The organism is Streptomyces spirodelae, assembly GCF_017676385.1.
GTDB lineage: Bacteria > Actinomycetota > Actinomycetes > Streptomycetales > Streptomycetaceae > Streptomyces > Streptomyces spirodelae.
In genome coordinates this window covers 48453-65392 of record NZ_JAFFZN010000005.1, presented here as the reverse complement: position 1 = coordinate 65392, position 16940 = coordinate 48453, and the positions used below count along the sequence as shown (strand labels likewise).

At 69.8% G+C, this 16940-nt stretch carries 18 protein-coding genes; 12 read left to right on the top strand and 6 right to left on the bottom strand.

Annotated features, from left to right (window positions below):
* Positions 1-28: 28 nt before the first annotated feature.
* Positions 29-940 (bottom strand): 2-hydroxy-3-oxopropionate reductase, encoded by a 912-nt coding sequence (locus JW592_RS07865; RefSeq protein ID WP_209264196.1) that lies wholly within the window; start codon positions 938-940, stop codon positions 29-31.
* Between the two features lie 67 nt (positions 941-1007).
* Positions 1008-1823, bottom strand: coding sequence for a TIM barrel protein (locus tag JW592_RS07860; RefSeq protein WP_209264195.1), 816 nt, complete (start codon positions 1821-1823; stop codon positions 1008-1010).
* Positions 1824-2545: 722 nt separating this feature from the next.
* On the opposite strand from JW592_RS07860, the gene JW592_RS07855 reads away from it, so the two are divergent.
* The 9 genes from JW592_RS07855 to JW592_RS07815 all read left to right on the top strand — a co-directional run bounded on the left by JW592_RS07855 (position 2546) and on the right by JW592_RS07815 (position 10242).
* Positions 2546-3451 (top strand): Sco1979 family transcriptional regulator, encoded by a 906-nt coding sequence (locus tag JW592_RS07855; RefSeq protein WP_209264194.1) that lies wholly within the window; start codon positions 2546-2548, stop codon positions 3449-3451.
* 59 nt (positions 3452-3510) lie between these two features.
* A complete protein-coding gene (locus JW592_RS07850) occupies positions 3511-3765 on the top strand; it encodes a YkoF family thiamine-binding protein (RefSeq protein WP_209264193.1) in 255 nt (84 codons plus the stop codon).
* 107 nt (positions 3766-3872) lie between these two features.
* Positions 3873-4190, top strand: a complete 318-nt coding sequence (locus tag JW592_RS07845) for a helix-turn-helix domain-containing protein (protein WP_209264350.1) — start codon at positions 3873-3875, stop codon at positions 4188-4190.
* Positions 4191-4386: 196 nt separating this feature from the next.
* Positions 4387-4902: a 2-oxo-4-hydroxy-4-carboxy-5-ureidoimidazoline decarboxylase gene (gene uraD, locus JW592_RS07840; protein WP_209264192.1), complete on the top strand. Its 516-nt coding sequence runs from the start codon at positions 4387-4389 to the stop codon at positions 4900-4902.
* Entirely contained in the window at positions 4899-5324 is a 426-nt protein-coding gene (uraH, locus tag JW592_RS07835) for a hydroxyisourate hydrolase (RefSeq protein WP_209264191.1), read from the top strand. The genes uraD and uraH overlap by 4 nt, the downstream gene beginning before the upstream one ends.
* A gap of 4 nt (positions 5325-5328) precedes the next feature.
* A complete protein-coding gene (pucL, locus tag JW592_RS07830; protein ID WP_209264190.1) occupies positions 5329-6264 on the top strand; it encodes a factor-independent urate hydroxylase in 936 nt (311 codons plus the stop codon).
* 88 nt (positions 6265-6352) lie between these two features.
* On the top strand, positions 6353-7747 hold the full coding sequence (locus JW592_RS07825) for an 8-oxoguanine deaminase (RefSeq protein WP_209264189.1): 1395 nt from the start codon (positions 6353-6355) through the stop codon (positions 7745-7747).
* A 360-nt stretch (positions 7748-8107) separates the two neighbouring features.
* Positions 8108-9463 carry a nucleobase:cation symporter-2 family protein gene (locus tag JW592_RS07820; protein WP_229375399.1) on the top strand — a complete coding sequence of 452 codons (1356 nt, stop codon included), beginning with the start codon at positions 8108-8110 and terminating at the stop codon, positions 9461-9463.
* A gap of 239 nt (positions 9464-9702) precedes the next feature.
* On the top strand, positions 9703-10242 hold the full coding sequence (locus JW592_RS07815; protein ID WP_209264187.1) for an RICIN domain-containing protein: 540 nt from the start codon (positions 9703-9705) through the stop codon (positions 10240-10242).
* A gap of 43 nt (positions 10243-10285) precedes the next feature.
* Here JW592_RS07815 and JW592_RS07810 read toward each other — a convergent pair whose 3' ends face one another.
* The 3 genes from JW592_RS07810 to JW592_RS07800 all read right to left on the bottom strand — a co-directional run bounded on the left by JW592_RS07810 (position 10286) and on the right by JW592_RS07800 (position 13443).
* On the bottom strand, positions 10286-11587 hold the full coding sequence (locus JW592_RS07810; protein WP_209264186.1) for a hydroxymethylglutaryl-CoA reductase: 1302 nt from the start codon (positions 11585-11587) through the stop codon (positions 10286-10288).
* A gap of 182 nt (positions 11588-11769) precedes the next feature.
* Entirely contained in the window at positions 11770-12465 is a 696-nt protein-coding gene (locus JW592_RS07805) for a helix-turn-helix domain-containing protein (RefSeq protein WP_209264185.1), read from the bottom strand.
* A 90-nt stretch (positions 12466-12555) separates the two neighbouring features.
* A complete protein-coding gene (locus tag JW592_RS07800) occupies positions 12556-13443 on the bottom strand; it encodes an NAD(P)-dependent oxidoreductase (protein ID WP_209264184.1) in 888 nt (295 codons plus the stop codon).
* A 106-nt stretch (positions 13444-13549) separates the two neighbouring features.
* Here JW592_RS07800 and JW592_RS07795 point away from each other — a divergent pair, with 106 nt between their 5' ends.
* Positions 13550-13882 carry a winged helix-turn-helix transcriptional regulator gene (locus JW592_RS07795; RefSeq protein WP_209264183.1) on the top strand — a complete coding sequence of 111 codons (333 nt, stop codon included), beginning with the start codon at positions 13550-13552 and terminating at the stop codon, positions 13880-13882.
* A gap of 98 nt (positions 13883-13980) precedes the next feature.
* Here JW592_RS07795 and JW592_RS07790 read toward each other — a convergent pair whose 3' ends face one another.
* Complete coding sequence (locus JW592_RS07790) at positions 13981-14451, bottom strand: GNAT family N-acetyltransferase (protein ID WP_209264182.1); 471 nt, start codon at positions 14449-14451, stop codon at positions 13981-13983.
* A gap of 119 nt (positions 14452-14570) precedes the next feature.
* Between JW592_RS07790 and JW592_RS07785 the strand changes: the two genes are divergently transcribed.
* Both JW592_RS07785 and JW592_RS07780 read left to right on the top strand, forming a co-directional pair.
* Positions 14571-16094, top strand: coding sequence for a YfcC family protein (locus JW592_RS07785; protein ID WP_209264349.1), 1524 nt, complete (start codon positions 14571-14573; stop codon positions 16092-16094).
* A gap of 114 nt (positions 16095-16208) precedes the next feature.
* On the top strand, positions 16209-16880 hold the full coding sequence (locus JW592_RS07780; RefSeq protein ID WP_209264181.1) for a GOLPH3/VPS74 family protein: 672 nt from the start codon (positions 16209-16211) through the stop codon (positions 16878-16880).
* Positions 16881-16940: the final 60 nt, after the last annotated feature.

Sequence of the window (16940 nt, the reverse complement as noted above, 5' to 3'; positions counted from 1 at the left end):
GAGTCTGTGGGGAGGGCCGGGGCGGCCCTCAGTTGGCGCCGTCGGGGTTCTCGCCCGACAGCCGCTTGACGCCGCGCACCAGCGCCGAGTGGTCGAGCCCGCCGTCACCCTGCGCCCGCAGCGCCGCGACGAGCTGGGCGACCAGCGCACCGGCGGGCACGGCGGCGCCGACCGCGCGGGCCGCGTCGGTCACGATGCCCATGTCCTTGTGGTGCAGGTCGATCTTGAAGCCGGGCTTGTAGTCGCCCGCCAGGATGCTGTCCTTCTTCCGGGTCAGCACCGTGGAGCCGGCCAGTCCGCCGTTGAGCACGTCCAGCGCGGCCTTGAGGTCCACCCCCGACTTCTTCAGGAAGACCACGGCCTCGGCGACGGCCTCGATGTTCACCGCGACGATGAGCTGGTTGGCGGCCTTCACCGTCTGTCCGGAGCCGGCCGGACCGCACAGCACGATCGTCTTGCCGAGCGCTTCGAGGATCGGCTTCGCCGCGTCGAAGGTCTCCTGCTCACCGCCGACCATGATGGACAGTACGGCCTCGATCGCACCCGCCTCGCCGCCCGAGACCGGCGCGTCCAGCGCCTTGATGCCCTTGGCCTTCGCGGCCTTCGCGACCTCGATCGAGGTCTGCGGGGTGATCGACGACATGTCGATGAGGGTGCCGCCCGTACGGAGGTTGTCCAGGACGCCGCCCTCGTGCAGGACGACCGCCTCCACGTGGGGGGAGGCCGGGACCATCGTGATGACGACATCGGCGTCCTTCGCGGCCTCCGCCACGGAGGCCGCGCCCTTGCCGCCGTCCTTGACGAACTCCTCGACCTTCTCGGTCTCGAGGGTGTGAGCGGTGACGTCGTAGCCGGCCTTGAGCAGATTACGGGCCATGGGAGCGCCCATGATCCCCAGACCGATGAAACCGATCTTGGTATTGCCGGGCGTGTATGTCATTTCTGTCGCCTTTCGCAGAGCAGATCCAAAAGAGTGGGGCCGCCGGCCCCGCGAGTCCCGGAGGGGATCAGGAGCGCCAGCCGAAGGCCGCCGCACTTCCGCCGTCGCCGGGCTTGTACTCCAGCCCGATGACCCCCTCGTAGCCCGCCTTGTCCAACCGGCCGAACAGGTCCGCGAAGTCGAGCGCCCCCGTCCCCGGCGCTCCGCGCCCTGGGTTGTCCGCGATCTGTACGTGCGCGGTCTTGCCGGTGTACGCGTCGATCACCGCGCCGAGGTCCTCGCCGTTCATGGACAGGTGGTAGAGGTCCATCAGGAAGCGCGCGTTGTCCAGGCCGGTGGCCTTGTTGACCGCGTCGACGACCTCGATGGCGCGGGGAGCGCTGACGATGGGGCACTTGGGGGACTCGGGGGCGTTCAGCGCCTCGATCAGGAGCACGGCCCCGGCGCGGTCCGCCGCCTGCGCCGCGAGGGCGAGGTTCTCCAGCGCGAGGGCGTCCTGCTCGGCCTCCGTGGCACCGTCGACGCGGTTGCCGTAGAGGGCGTTGAGCGCCCTGCACCCTACGGAGCGGGCGAATTCGGCGGTGACCTCGATGTTGGCGCGGAACTTCTCCGACTCCTCGCCGGGTACGGACAGGGCGCCGCGGTCGGGACCCGGCAGCTGCCCAGCGTAGAAGTTCAGCCCGGTGAGCTGGACCTGAGCGTCCTCGAGCGCGCTGCGCAGCGCGTCGAGCTCGGCGCGCTCGGGCACGGGTGCGTCGACCCAGGGCCACCACAGTTCGATCTTGTCGAAGCCCGCGGCCGCGGCGGCCGCCGGGCGCTCCAGCAGGGGCAGCTCGGTGAAGAGGATCGAGGCGTTGACGGTGAACCGGTCCGAGGAGACCACAGCGACCGCCCTCCCTTCCTTCGGGGATCCGTAAGTCAGAAGCTTTAATTTCGTATCGTGAAACTCATATTCTGCTCACTGGAAGATTGCTCTGCGGTCGGCAGTCCTGTCAAGAGCCGACTTCCGGGCCCCCAGGCGGGACAGCGCTCCCCCCGCGCAGACAGACACGCGCAGACAGGCCCCCCGCAGGCAGACGGAGGCCCCGGGTCCCGTCTCGGCGACGACGCCCGGGACCGGGACCGGAGTGGGGGCCGGCGCCGGGGTGGCCGAGCTGACCGGCGCTGTACCGGGCGAGGGGAAGCTGAAAGGCGCCGAGGCGCCCCTTAGTGCGCCAGTCCGACCCCCGCGCCCTGATCGGCGGCGCGCAGATGTGGGCAAGTGCAATTGCAAGGGCACGGGCATCCGCACAGGCAGGTGCAAGGGCAAGTGCAGGCGCCCGGATCGCTGTCCGCGTGGGAGGCGCGCACCTGTGCGCACCCGTCGTCCGGCCCGCTCGCACCGCGGTGCGCGGAATCGTGGTTGCCCTCCGGGGCCGGGGGGCCTACATTCTGCGTCTTCAACTACTGTGCCCGGGAGGCTGGTTGCCGGGTTGGCGTTGGGGGAGTATGGGAAGCTCCGTGCGGAACGGCCGTGCGATGCCCGCGTATTCTCCCGGTACCTGTACCGGACCGGTACACCGGTGCCACACTGTTGTGACCGCCCAATCACCCTTGGGAGTCGGAATGCCCGCCATGATGCAGCCCTCTGGTGAACCGTCGCTCCGCTCCGCCCAGGAGCAGTCGAACGGGCCAACCGCGCTGCGGATCATCCTGGGCGTCAAGCTGCGCAGGCTGCGCCAGTCACTCGACATCTCCCGGGAGGCGGCGGGCCGGGCCATCCGCGGCTCGCACGCGAAGATCACCCGCCTGGAGCGCGGACAAGTCGGCGCCAAGGAGCGCGATCTGCGGGACCTGCTGACGCTCTACGGCGTCCACGGCACGGACGAGCGCGAGGAGTTCTTCGATCTGGCCCGGCAGGCCAACTCGCCCGGCTGGTGGTGCCAGTACTCGGACGTGCTGGAGGACTGGTTCGAGCTGCATCTCGGACTGGAGGACGCGGCGTCACTGATCAGGACGTACGAGGTCCAGTTCCTGCCCGGACTGCTCCAGACCGAGGACTACGCGTTCGCCGTCAGCCGGCTCGGCTATCCGACCACCGAACCGCGCAAGGTCGCCCGGATCGTCGAGCTGCGCATGGCCAGGCAGAAGCTGCTGGAGCGCGCCGATCCGCCGCGCCTGTGGGCCATCGTGGACGAGGCGGTGCTGCGGCGTCCCTTCGGCGGTCCCGAGGTGATGCGCGAGCAGCTCGAACATCTGCTGAAGGTGATCAAGCTGCCGCATGTGACGCTTCAGGTCGCGCCGTTCGAGGTGACGGCGGCCGCTGCCGGCACGCCGGTGACCCTGCTCCGCTTCGCCGACCCGGATCTGGGCGACAAGGTGTATCTGGAGCACCTGACCAACGCGGTCTACCTCGACAAGCCCTCCGAGGTCGACCAGTACACGCTGATCATGGACCGGCTGTGCGCCGAGGCCCGGCAGCCCGCGGAGACCGCCGCCTTCATCGAGGGCATCCTCGACGGGCTGGGCTGACCCCCGAGCCGACCGCGCTGACCTGCGGCGGGAGACGGGGTTCTCGGTACTGTGGCTCCATGAGGCGATTGCGAGTGGAGTTCACGACGGAGCCCTTCGATCTGGACGAGGCCCCCAGGCACGCGGTCGTGGCCCGGGAGGTCGTCCAGTCGGCGGCACTGGATGCCGTGGATGTCGGCCCGTTCGGCAACACCGCCGAGGGCTCGGCCGACGAGGTGCTGGACGCCGTGGCGACGCTGCTGCGCAGCTCGCTGGAGGCCGGGGCGACCCGGGTCTCCCTCCAGGTGAACGTGATCGGGGAGGGCGAGGGCTGATGGGCCAGGACGAACACGCCTCGGGGCCCACGGCAGGCGGCCCCACGGCGGGCGGTGCCGCTTCCGGGCATCCGTTCGTCGTCGCGATCAAGCCTCTGGTGGACGCCATGGGCGGCGCGATGGTGGCCCCGCAGGAGGCACAGGGCGACGATGTGGTGCTCGCCTGGGAGGGCGAGGACGTGGTGGCCGTACAGCTGCCGCACCTGTCCGACTCCCTCGACCACATCCTCGCGGAGCTGGAGCGGCGGCACGGGGTGCCGCTCGCAGAGCTCGACCGCAAGACGAAGCAGTCGGTGGTGCGGATTCTGGAGACGCGTGGCGCCTTCTCGGTGCGGCACGGCGTCGAGACCGTGGCCAATGCGCTGGGCGTCTCCCGCTTCACGGTTTACAACTACCTCAACAGGGAGAACGGCCGGACAAGCTGACCGCCCGCACTCCGAGGGCGCGTCCGGGGGCCCCGAAGGCGCCTCCGGGGCATCCTGAAGGCGCCTCTGGAGGGCTTCCGTATCGCGGGCTTCGTTTTCCGGAAAGTCGAAAGACCTTCAACAAACTGTTGACGTGCTGTGCGCTGAGGACTTAGCTGTTCCCAGCCCGAACAGCACCACGGCCACGGAGGTCCCCGTGACTTCGCGCTCGACGCCAGGTCTCACCTGGTTCAACTCCGCAGCGGACGCCGAGGCGCGCGCCGCGCTCCACGAGGTGTGCGCCGCCCGGGGCTGGGGGAGCGCGCTGCTCGCCCAGCGTCCCTACGGCAGTGCCGATGCCCTCTTCGCCGCGAGTGACGAGGCCACCGCAGCCCTCACCGACGAGGGGCTGGACGAGGCCATGGCCGGGCACCCACCCATCGGCCGCCCGAAGCCAGGTGACCCGACCTCGTCCCGCGAGCAGCGGGGCATGGCCGGCGCCTCCGAGGTGCTGAAGGCCGAAATGCTCGAACTGAACCTGGAATACCAGGACAAGTTCGGGCATGTGTTTCTCATCTGCGCCACCGGCAGAAGTGCCGAGGAGATGAGGGACGCCGTTCGTCACCGGATCGACAACACACCGCAACAGGAGCGGGAGATCGTGCGGCGGGAGCTGGCGAAGATCAACCGCCTCCGGCTCACCCGCCTTGCGGAGGAAGGACCCACGGTATGAGCGACGCGACGAGCACGTCGGTGTCCACGCACATCCTGGACACCAGCCGCGGCCGCCCGGCCGTCGGGGTCGGCGTACGGCTGTCCGTACGCCAGGGTGACGAGCAGGCCGCATGGGTCGCGCACGGGGCGTCGAAGACCGACGCCGACGGGCGCTGCAAGGACTTTCCGGCGCTGCCGGAAGGCGCCACCCACGTGCGGTTCGAATTCGAGACCGAGCCGTATTTCGTGGAAGAGCACAGTTCGAATCCGCGCAGCCAGCGCGAAGCCGCGGAACAGCAGGACGCCCCCCGCGTAAGGGACAGCGCACCAGGCAGCTTCTTTCCCGAGGTCACCATCGTCTTCGCGGTGAATCCGGGCGAGCACTACCACGTGCCGCTGCTGCTCAACCCGTTCGGCTACTCCGTGTACCGAGGGAGCTGACACCATGCCCACGATTCTCGGCCAGAACCAGTACGGCAAGGCAGAGAACCGCGTCGTCAAGATCACGCGGGACGGCGACACCCACCACATCAAGGATCTGAACGTCTCCGTCGCCCTCAGCGGCGACCTGGACGACGTCCACTACTCCGGCTCCAACGCCCATGTGCTGCCGACCGACACCACCAAGAACACCGTCTTCGCCTTCGCCAAGGAACACGGCATCGAGTCGGCCGAGGCGTTCGGTGTCCTGCTCGCCCGGCACTTCGTGGAGAACACCGAGCCGATCCACAAGGCGCGCATCCGCATCGAGGAGTACGACTGGGAGCGCATCGAGACCTCCGACGCCAACTCCAAGTTCATCGGCGCCGATGAGGTCAAGCACTCCTTCGTGCGCAAGGGCCAGGAGATACGCACCGCGCAGATCACCTTCGACGGTGAGAGCGTCGAGGTGCTGTCCGGACTCAAGGGGCTGACGGTCCTCAACTCCACGAACTCGGAGTTCTGGGGCTACATCAAGGACCGCTACACCACCCTCAAGGAGGACTACGACCGCATCCTCGCCACCGAGGTCGCCTCCGTGTGGCGGCACAACTGGACCGGTGCGGAGGGGGAACGGACGCCCAACTGGGACAAGTCCTACGCCCAGACGAAGAAGCACATGCTGCAAGCCTTCGCCGAGACGTACTCGCTCTCGCTCCAGCAGACGCTGTACCAGATGGGTTCGCGCGTCATCAACAGCCGGCCCGAGATCGACGAGATCCGGTTCTCGATGCCGAACAAGCACCACTTCAAGGTCGACCTGTCGCCGTTCGACATCAAGAACGAGGCAGCCGACGGTGCCGTCTACTACGCGGCGGACCGGCCGTACGGCCTCATCGAGGCCACCGTCCTGCGCGATGGGGCGACCCCTCGCATACCCGTGGACATGACGAACCTGTAGTTCCCTCTCTCCTCACCCCACCCCCACCGGGGCAGCTTTGGGCCCGGTGGGGGCGGGGGAGGGGCACACCCCCAAGCGAGGACACCCCATGGCCTACCCGGAACAGACCACAGGCCGCATCGTCATCGAGAAGTGCGCCATCGCGACCGTCGACGCTCAGGACACCGAGTACGCGACCGGCCACCTGGTCATCAACGGCAACCGGATCGAGTCCCTCGGTCCTGGTGCCGCGCCCGAGGGCCTGGGGAACGTCACGCGCCGTATCGACGGCACGGGCCACCTGCTGACCCCGGGCCTGATCAACACCCACCACCACTTCTACCAGTGGATCACCCGCGGCCTGGCCCAGGACGCCAACCTCTTCAACTGGCTCGTCGCCCTCTACCCGACCTGGGCGCGGATCGACGAGGAGATGGTCTACGCGGCGGCCCGGGGCTCCCTCGGGATGATGGCCCGGGGCGGTGTGACCACCGCGATGGACCACCACTACGTCTTCCCGCGCGGGGCCGGCGACCTGCTCGGCGCCGAGATCCGCGCCGCAGCCGAGCTGGGGGTCCGGTTCACCGCGGCGCGGGGCTCCATGGACCGCGGGGAGTCGGACGGCGGCCTCCCGCCGGACTTCGCCGTCGAGACTCTCGACGGCGCCCTCACCGAGACCGAGCGGGCCATCGACACCTACCACGACGCCTCGTTCGGTTCGATGCTGCACATCGCCGCCGCACCCTGTTCGCCGTTCTCCGTATCGACCGAACTGATGCGCGAGGCAGCCGAGTTGGCCCGTCGCAAGGGCGTGCGGCTGCACACGCACGGCTCGGAGACGACGGAGGAGGAGAAGTTCTGCCACGAGCTGTTCGGCATGGGCCCGACCGACTACTTCGAGTCCGTCGGCTGGCTCGGCGAGGACGTGTGGATGGCGCACTGCGTCCATATGACCGACGAGGACATCGCCGCCTTCGCCCGCACCAGGACGGGCGCTGCGCACTGCCCCTCGTCCAACGCCAGGCTCGCCGCGGGCATCGCCCGGGTACCCGACATGCTCGCGGCGGGCGTACCTGTCGGCCTCGGCGTGGACGGCACGGCGTCCAACGAGTCGGGTGAGCTGCACACCGAACTGCGGAACGCGCTGCTCGTCAATCGCCTCGGCCCGCACAGGGAGGACGCGCTGACCGTGCGCCAGGCCCTGCGCCTCGGCACCTACGGCGGTGCCCAGGTGCTGGGCCGCGCCCAGGAGACGGGCTCGCTGGAGGCCGGGAAGCTCGCCGACGTCGTGCTGTGGAAGCTGGACGGCATCGGACACTCCTCCATCGCCGACCCGGTCGCCGCGCTGGTCCTGGGCGCCGCAGCGCCGGTCACCCTCTCCCTGGTGGGCGGCAGGCCGATCGTCGAGGACGGTCATCTGCTGCGGGCGGACGAGGACGAGATCGCCCGCGACGCACGGGACGAGGCACGCCGTCTCGCCCGGATCGCGGCAGACGCGGGCTGACCGCCGGCACCGTCGGCTGAGGCGCCGCCGCGCAGCGCGGCGCGGCTTCGGCCGGCCCCTTGGACACCGGCCGGGAGGGACGGCTCCCGGCCGGTTCGCCCCACCCCCATCCGGACTCCTGTCATGTTCCGGACATTCATGGGCGCACGCACTCGCACCACAAATTCATCAGCACTACCACCTTGCACACCGCACCACCTCCGGAAACCGTGTGCCGCACGGCGCCGAAAACGACAGGAGGACCCCGTGGCCAAGACGCCCAGGTTCACCAAGCAAGGAAAGACGGCAGACGGCAGTGGGGGCGATCGGGGCCGGGGGCTGCGCGAGACCGCGCAGCCCAAGCACCCGGTCGACCAGGGCATGCCACCGCTGAAACTGTTCACCACCGGCCTCCAGCACGTCGCCGCGATGTACGCGGGGGTGGTCGCGCCGCCGCTCGTCATCGGCGCAGCGGTGGGCCTCTCGCCGACCGAACTGACGTTCCTGACCGGTGCCAGCCTCTTCATGGCCGGTATCGCCACCCTGCTGCAGACCCTGGGCGTCTGGAAGGTCGGCGCCCGGCTGCCGTTCGTCAACGGGGTCACCTTCGCCACCGTCGCGCCCATGCTGGCCATCAACAAGGCCGAGGGACCCGCCGACGCGCTGCCCGTCATCTTCGGCGCCACGATGGTCGCCGCCGCGCTCGGCTTCCTCATCGCCCCGTTCTTCAGCAAGCTCGTCCGGTTCTTCCCGCCGGTCGTCACCGGCAGCGTCATCACCCTCATAGGCGTCTCGCTGATGCCCGTCGCCTTCAACTGGGCGCAGGGCGGCAACGCCGAGGACCCGCACTACGGCGACTTCTCCAACATCGGGATGGCCGGCGCCACCTTGCTGATCGTGCTGCTGCTGCGCCGGTTCACCAGCGGGTTCCTCAAGCAGATAGCCGTGCTGATCGGGCTGGTCGTCGGCACCCTGATAGCGATACCCGTCGGCATCACCGACTTCACCGCGATCAAGGAAGCCGACATCATCGGCTTCCCCACGCCCTTCCACTTCGGCGCCCCGCAGTTCGCCCTTGCCGCGATCGTCTCCATGTGCGTGGTGATGCTGGTCTCGATGACCGAGTCCACCGCCGACATGCTGGCGCTGGGCGAGGTCGTGGAGCGCCCCTCCGACGAGAAGACCATCGCGGCCGGGCTGCGCGCCGATACGCTCGGCTCCTTCGTCAGCCCCTTCTTCAACGGCTTCATGTGCAGTGCGTTCGCGCAGAACATCGGCCTGGTGGCGATGACGCGCATCCGCAGCCGGTTCGTGGTCGCCACCGGAGGCGGCATCCTCGTCCTCATGGGCCTGTGCCCGCTCGCGGCCGGCCTGGTGGCGGCCGTACCGCAGCCCGTCCTCGGCGGGGCCGGAGTGGTGCTGTTCGGCTCCGTCGCCGCGAGCGGCATCCAGACCCTGCTCAAGGCGGACCTCGGCAAGGACAACAACGTACTCATCGTCGGCACGGCGCTGGCCGTCGGCATCATCCCCATCGCGGCGCCGGACTTCTACCACGCGTTCCCCGAGAGCGCGAAGATCATCCTCGACTCCGGGATCTCCACCGGGTGTCTCACCGCCGTCGTCCTCAACCTGGTCTTCAACCACCTCGGCCGCTCCCGCCGCGACGAGGAAGTGGTGGCCCATCCGATGGAACCGGGTGAAGGCATCCCCCACCCTCGTGAGACCACCCCGGCCTGAGGGCAGCTCCCCACCGCTTCACCGCCGCGCCGTCTTGCGTCATGACGGCGCGGCGGCTCGATGACGACGCGTGCGACGGCGCGCGGGGAGCGTGCCCGCTCGCGAGGGACGTTCGAGCAACCAAATCACTCTTACGGTCAGTTCAGCGGAGAAGAAGGCTAAATGGTGTAAACACGGGCCAGTTATGCAGGTGTCTCGGCCAGACGGAAGCTCTGGCCCCACCTGAAAGGGTTGGTGAAGTGCCCAAGAAGCGACGCGTACTGCTGAGCGCCACCGCACTGCTCGGCCTCGCCATGACGGGACTGGCCACGTCGGTGCCCGGTGCCTCCGCTGACGACCGGGCGGCGGCTGAGGACACGGTGATCATCCACTCGGCGAAGAACTCCCGCCTCGTCATGGATGTCCAGGGTGCGTCCAAAGCGAACGGCGCCCGGATCATCCTCTATCCCCGGCACGGCGCCGCCAACCAGCGCTGGCAGATCGTCCGCGGCCAGGGCGACTGGTTCCAGCTGCGCAGTGTCAACAGCGGCCGGTGCCTGGTCAACGCCTACCACAGCGTGCAGAACGGCCATGGCCTGACGCAGATGGGCTGCAACTCCAACTACGAGGACCAGCTCTGGGCCCGGGTGCCGGTCGGCAACGGTGACAAGTTCACCCTCGTCAACAAGTACAGCGGCAAGTGTGCCGACCAGACGCTCGACGGCAGGCCGCGCACGCAGGTGACCCAGTGGACCTGCCACGGACTCTCGCAACAGCTCTGGACGGCCGAGAAGGTGTAGCTCCGCTGGAAGTCAACGGCGCCCCCGGTCCTCCGGCGGTGCCCTATCCGCCCCGGCACCGCCCAGGCCCCATCGGGGCGGCGGTGCCGGGGCGTCCGGCTGGACCGCGCGCGGGAGTCTCCGTTCGGGCGGGGGCCGTTGACGATGGGCGATTGCGTCCCAGGCGTTCATGCGCGGCCACGAATTCGTCGGCGCTGACGGCGGACATCGTGGACAGGTCGAGCGCCAGCGCGAACCCGGCGACGATCTCGGCGAGACGGGGTGATCCTCCGGGCCCGGCGCAGCCGAGCATGTCCAGGAGGGCGTGCTGGGCGGGAAGCCGGGTACCGCCGCCGACCGTGCCCACGATGAGGGCGGGGAGCACCATCGTCGCCCGTACGCCGTCGCCTGCGGGCTCCAACTCCAAGTGGCCCAGGCTGGATTCGTGCACCGAAGCGATGTCCTGGCCCAGGGCCGTGAACATCCCGCCGATGACATTGGCGATGCAGATGTCGTTGCCGACCATCCCGCCGTGCACAGCGCCGCCGCGCTGGAAGCGGTGCGTCTCCAGCAGCCTGTCCCGGGTGGTCTTGAGTACGCCACCGAGGACTTCGGCTGATACCTCGGCCTCCGCGACCACGCGGGTGCCGCGGCCGTTGAGGAAGCTGTGGTACGTGACCTTCTTGTCGCCGCTCAGGTTCCCCTCGACCCGGAACCGGACGATGTCCGTCGCGGTCTCCGCGGGGAAGCGGGTGAGAATCCACTGACAGGCGTGCCATGTGCACGCCGAGGTCATGTTCTGGCCGGCGGCATCGCCGGTCTCGTAGGAGAAGACCACATGCACGGTGCGGCCCGTCATGACCGGACGGACGTTCACGAGCGCGGCATGTCCGGAGACCTGAGCCGCCTGGGCACGCAGCTGAGCCACGCGGTCGCTGATCCACTCCGCGAACGCGGCGGCCCGGTCGAGTGAGCCGAGTTGGAATACCGGGGCCCGGGTCATGACCTGCGCGACCGCGTGCGTACGCACACCACCGGACTGTGAGAGGGCGGTGGCCCCACGCGAGGCCGACGCGACAAGAGCTCCCTCAGTTGTGGCCAACGGGGCATACAGACAGCCGGAGACGTGCGTCCCCGAGAAGACCAGCGGCCCGGCCAGTCCGACCGGGACCTCCACCGCCCCGATGAGGTTCTCCACGTTGCCGACCAGGTCTTCCGCGCGTGTCCGCATGTACTGCACCGGCGTCAGCGGCGCTCCCGCCTGCGTGCGCAGCCAGTCCAGCCGCCGTCGCCGTGCGGCCTCTGTGTGGCTGTCACGCTCGGGGATGGCGGACATGTCGCCAGGATCGGGCTCGGTGGGGCACATGGGGACTCCACGTCGTGTCGCTCGCTCTGCTCTGCATGAGCCCCTCGCCGAACGGAGACGGCTGAGCGGCCCTGTTCCCACCGCTCTCACATGCGGAAGCCGAAAAGGGAGCCACTTCAGGGCGCGAGTGCGTGAACGCGTTGAACGCGCCCTTGGAGAACCGCAGGAGGACTCCTCCACCCTCAGCCCTCGACGGCCTGCCAGAAGTGGGTGAGGATCTCCTCCAGGAAGGCGCGTCCCGCGTCCCGGGACGAGGCCGAGGCGGGCTGTCCCCAGCCCAGCGAGGCGGCGGTCGTGGAGTGGTACGCCCCGTGCAGGGCGCGCAGCCCCTCCTCGACGTACTCGCGCGGCAGCGGAACCAGTTCCCGGACGGCACCGACGTACGCCTGCCACCGGGTGGTGGCGGCCTCGCGCAGGAGCTGCGCCAGCTCCTCGTCCCGGCCGGTGAACTCGATCAGCGCGGGTACCGGCAGCCGCAGCACCTCGGCCAGTGCTTCGGCCTGCCGGGCGCTGCCGGTCCACGCGCCGGTCTCCTCGATGTGGGCGTACTCCTGAGGCGCCATACCGAGCTCACGGGCGACGTCGGTGGCCGAGGCGCCGCGTGCCAGCCGGTACTCCCGCAGGGTCCCGGGCCGGCCCATCAGGTCGGCCGCCGAGCACCACAGGGCGCCGGCGAGCGCGGTCAGCTGCCCTTCGTCGGGTGCGGCGTCGCCCGCCTCCCATGCCGCGACCGTCCGCGCGTCGATCTCCAAGCCGTACGCGGCACGCATCCCGTACGCGACATCCTCGGGCGACAGCCGCAGCCCTTCGCGCAGTCGCCGCGCGGCCGAGCCGTCGAACGAACTGCCTGCCTGCCCCCGTGACGTGCCGTAGTGCATCGGCACACCGTAGGGAGCGGGGCGACCGGCTGCCTACCGTGCGTTCAGCCGAAGCTCGAGGTCGTAGGAACCTCCGTCGCCGGGGCCGGCTCAGCGCTGTCGCAACATGTCCACCAGCCCGGCCAGTCCCTCGTCGCCGTATCCCGTCGCGACCCGCTCCCGCATGGACGCCATGAAGGGGTCCAGCAGTTTCCCGCTCACGCCCTGTTCCTCTGCGGTGGCCTCCAGGGTGGCGTTGCCGGCGGCCATCATGGCCAGGTTGGAGGTGACCCCCTCGGCGTAGTCGCCGCTCTCCAGCTGCTGGGCCATGGACTCGGCCATCCCGAGCATGGCGCGCAGCCACTCGGCCAGCAGTGGGGCGAAAGCCGTCGGCTTCACCTCCTGCTCGGGCCGCATCAGGGCGAAGGCGTGGGTGATGCCCGCGAACATACCCGTCATCGCGCTCAGCAGCGCCACATCGTGGAGCGCGGCGTGCCCGGGGTCGGAGCCGACGTAGCGGGTGGCCGCCGGGACGGCCAGCGTGTCGCGGTGCTGCTCGAACAGCGCGTGGTCGCCGCTGTAGAAGATGTAGCCGCCCGCCTGCGGTGTGCCGATCATCGGGGGTACGGCCATGATGCCGCCGTCCAGGAAGCGGGCTCCGCGCTGCCCGGCCCACGAAGCGCGCTCCCTGGCCTGCGCCGGGGTGCCGGTGGTGAGGTTGACGACGTCCTTGCCGGTCAGCTCGGCCGCCGCCAGGGCCTCGCCGACCGAGGCGTCGTCCAGCAGGCAGACGACGACGAGGTCGGCTGCCGCCACCGCCTCGGCGGCGCTCGCCGCGACCCGAGCGCCCTCCGCGACCAGGGGTTCGGCCTTGGCGGCTGTGCGGTTCCAGACGGTGAGGGGGTGGCCTGCGGTGAGCCAGGCGCGGGCCAGTGCGGTGCCCATGTCGCCGAGTCCGAGCAGGGCGAGCGGGCTTGCGGAAGTGCTGTCCGTAGTCATGCAGAACAGGCTCCTGCCGGCCCGGACCATGATCAAGTACGCACTGTTCCGTGCGTGGTTACCGTAAAGTGAGTGCTCGGCCGGAGGACCGGGGGAGGCGACAGCCATGACCAGGCGCGACACATACGTATGCGGCATCGACGCCGCGATCGATGTGGTCGGCGGCAAGTGGAAGGTCCTCATCCTCTGGGCGCTGGCTCAGCAGCCGTGCCGCTTCGGCGAGCTGCGGCGGGGCATCCCCGGGGTCACCGAGAAGGTCCTCGCTTCGCATCTGCGCGAGTTGGAGGCGGACGGGATCGTCTGTCGCGAGGAGTCCTACGAGGGGGCGGTGCGCCGGGTGACGTATGCGCTGACCCCACTGGGCGCCTCCCTCAACGAGGCGCTGGCACCCCTTGGCGCGTGGGGGAGAGAACATTTGCTGGGTGAGGGCGCCTTGTAAGGGCGCGGGGAACGGCGCGCGCGACCACCACCGGAGCCGCAGCCCGCATGCCTCGGACAGGGGCACCCCCTCGCCGGCCCGAGAGCGCAGGGCAAGCGCTACGCGCCCAGCGCCTTCAGCGCGTCGTCCGTCAGACGGTAGACCGTCCATTCGCTCTGCGGCCGCGCGCCCAGCGACTCGTAGAAGGCGATGGAGGGGGCGTTCCAGTTGAGGACCGACCACTCCAGGCGCTCGTAGCCGCGCTCGACGCACAGCCGCGCGAGCTCGGTCAGCAGCGCCTTGCCGTAACCGCCGCCGCGCGCCGTGGGGCGGACGTACAGGTCCTCCAGATAGACGCCGTGCACGCCGCGCCAGGTGGAGAAGTTGAGGAACCACAGGGCGAAGCCCACGGGGTTGCCCTCCGCGTCCTCGGCCAGATGCGCGTACGCGGCCGGACGCTCGCCGAACAGCGCCTCGCGCAGCTGCTCCTCGCTCGCCCTCGCCTCCTCCAGCGCCCGCTCGTACTCGGCGAGCTCGCGGATCATGGCGTGGATGACGGGGACGTCGGCGGGGACTGCGCTGCGAATCATGCCCACAGCGTATGCGGCGCGGCCGGCAGAGGCGCGGGCATTACACATGCCCGGCATGCAGTGCATTGCCCGTTATGCTGCGGTTTTCCCTGCAGGTGACCGAGGAAGGGGCGCGCGGCATGCCGACCGAGGCCGAGTCCCGAGAGGCTGAGCAGCAGCGCGGGTTCACCTTCCCGAGCGCGCTCACCGTGCTGGCGATCGTCACACTGGTCGTCTGGGTGCTGGCGTTCTTCGTGCCCTCCGGCAGCTACGAGCGCGGGCCCGACGGTGCGCCGAAGCAGGGCACCTACCATCGCGAGCCGGCCGGACTCGGTGTGCTGGGCCGGTTCGACGAGCTGTTCCTCTCCCCGGTCAATGGCCTCTACGGCGTACAGGACCAGCAGACCGGGCAGGTGGGCCCGGACCTCACCGGCGAACTCTACGGAGCCGCCGGGGTGTTCTTCTTCGTACTGGCCATCGGCGCCTTCATCACCGTCGTCTTCGCGACCGGCGCCATGGACCGGGGCATCGGCCGCCTCGCGCACCGGCTGCGGCACCGGGGCGCGCTGCTGATCGTCGCCGTGATGCTGGTCTTCTCGCTGCTGGGCACCGTGGAGGGGTTCGCCGAGGAGACCCTGGGCTTCTACGGGCTGCTCGTCCCGCTGATGCTCGCGCTGGGATACGACCGGATGGTGGCGACCGGCACCATCATCCTCGGCGCCGGGATCGGCGTGCTGTGCTCGACCGTCAACCCCTTCGCGACGGGGGTGGCCTCCTCGGCAGCGGACATCTCGCTCGGCGACGGAATCGGACTGCGGGCCCTGATGTGGCTGGTGCTGACGGCGGTCACCATCGGCTATGTCGTCCGGTACGCGCGCCGGGTACGCGACCACCCCGAACGCTCGCTGTCCGGCCACCGTCCCGGCGACCTGGACCTGTCCGCCGCACGCGACGACACCGACGAGCCGCCGCCGCTCACCGGGCTGCACAAGGTCGTCCTGGTGACGGTGGCGCTGGTCTTCGCCTTCATGATCTTCTCGGTGATCCCCTGGGCGAGCGCACTCAGCGGAGAGGCGGACGCGGCACCGTACGGCTGGGAACTGGGCTGGTCCTTCCCGCGGCTGGCGGCGCTGTTCATCTGCGCGGCGATCCTGGTGGGCCTGCTGACCCAGATGGGAGAGCAGCGCTTCACCAGCACCTTCGTGCGGGGGGTCGGCGAGTTCGCCTCGCCCGCGCTGGTGATCGTCCTGGCCCGGGGGGTGACGACGATCATGAACAACGCGAAGATCACCGACACCCTGCTGCACTCCATCGAAGGGGCGGTCACCGGAGTACCCTCCGCGCTGTTCACCGTCATGATCTTCATCGTCGACCTCCCCCTCGCCTTCCTCATCCCCTCCACCTCCGGCCACGCCACGCTGGCCATGCCGATCCTGGCGCCGCTCGCCGACTTCGCCGGCGTCTCGCGAGCGGTCGTCGTCACGGCCTGGCAGGCGGCCAGCGGCTGGATGAACCTGTGGGTGCCCACCACCGCCGTCGTCATGGGCGGCATCTCCCTCGCCAAGGTCCGCTACGACCGGTACCTGCGCTTCGCTGTTCCGCTGCTGGGTCTCCTCGCCCTGCTGATCACGGGCTTCGTCGCGCTGGGCGCGGTGCTGACGTAGGGCGGCAGCGGTACGAGACCGCCGTCCGAGCCGAGGGCCGTACGGCCACGTTTGCCCCGCCCGAACGTGGGCAGCGGAATCCGGATGAGTACGGGGACGGGCGAAGGGGGACTCATGGTGGTCACACTCGGTGAGGAAGTCACGCTGCTGGCGCTGGAGGATGACACCGGCGCCGCGAAGAGCCGTTCCGCCGCCGGGTGGGCCGTTGCCGGCGGCATCCTGCTGGACCTGAGGCTGGCCGGGCGGCTGGCCGTCACCGACGGACGGCTCACCGTGAGCGACCACACGCCGACGGGCGACGACCTGCTGGACGGCCGCCTGGAGAAGATCGCCGAATGGACCGCGCGTGACACCAAGAGCGCGGTCGGCGACTGGCTCGCCAAGGACCAGCCCAAGGCGCTCGACGCCGCCGTGGAACGCCTCTGCGCCCGGGGTATCGTCACCGAGCACAAGCGCCGTACGCTGGGGATCTTCACCACTCGCCGCTACCCGGAGGTGGACGGCTCGGCCGAACGCGAGCTGCGCCACCGGCTGGAGGACGTGGTGCGCTATGGCGCGGAGCCCGACGAACGCACCACAGGACTGATCGCCCTGCTGCACGCGGCGCGACTGTACGAGGTGGCCTTCCCCGGCGTCCCCCGCAAACAGGTTGCTCCGCGGATGGAGGCGATCGCCGAGGGGCAGTGGGTCACCGAGGACGTCCGCGAGGCCATCAAGGAGATGGAAGAGGTCCTGGTGGCCGTCATGGTGGCCACCACGGTCGCGACGACGGTGGCAACGATGTAGGACGCAGTGCCTCGCGCCCCGCCAGGGGCGCGAGGCACTGCGCGCTCGATCACAACTGAG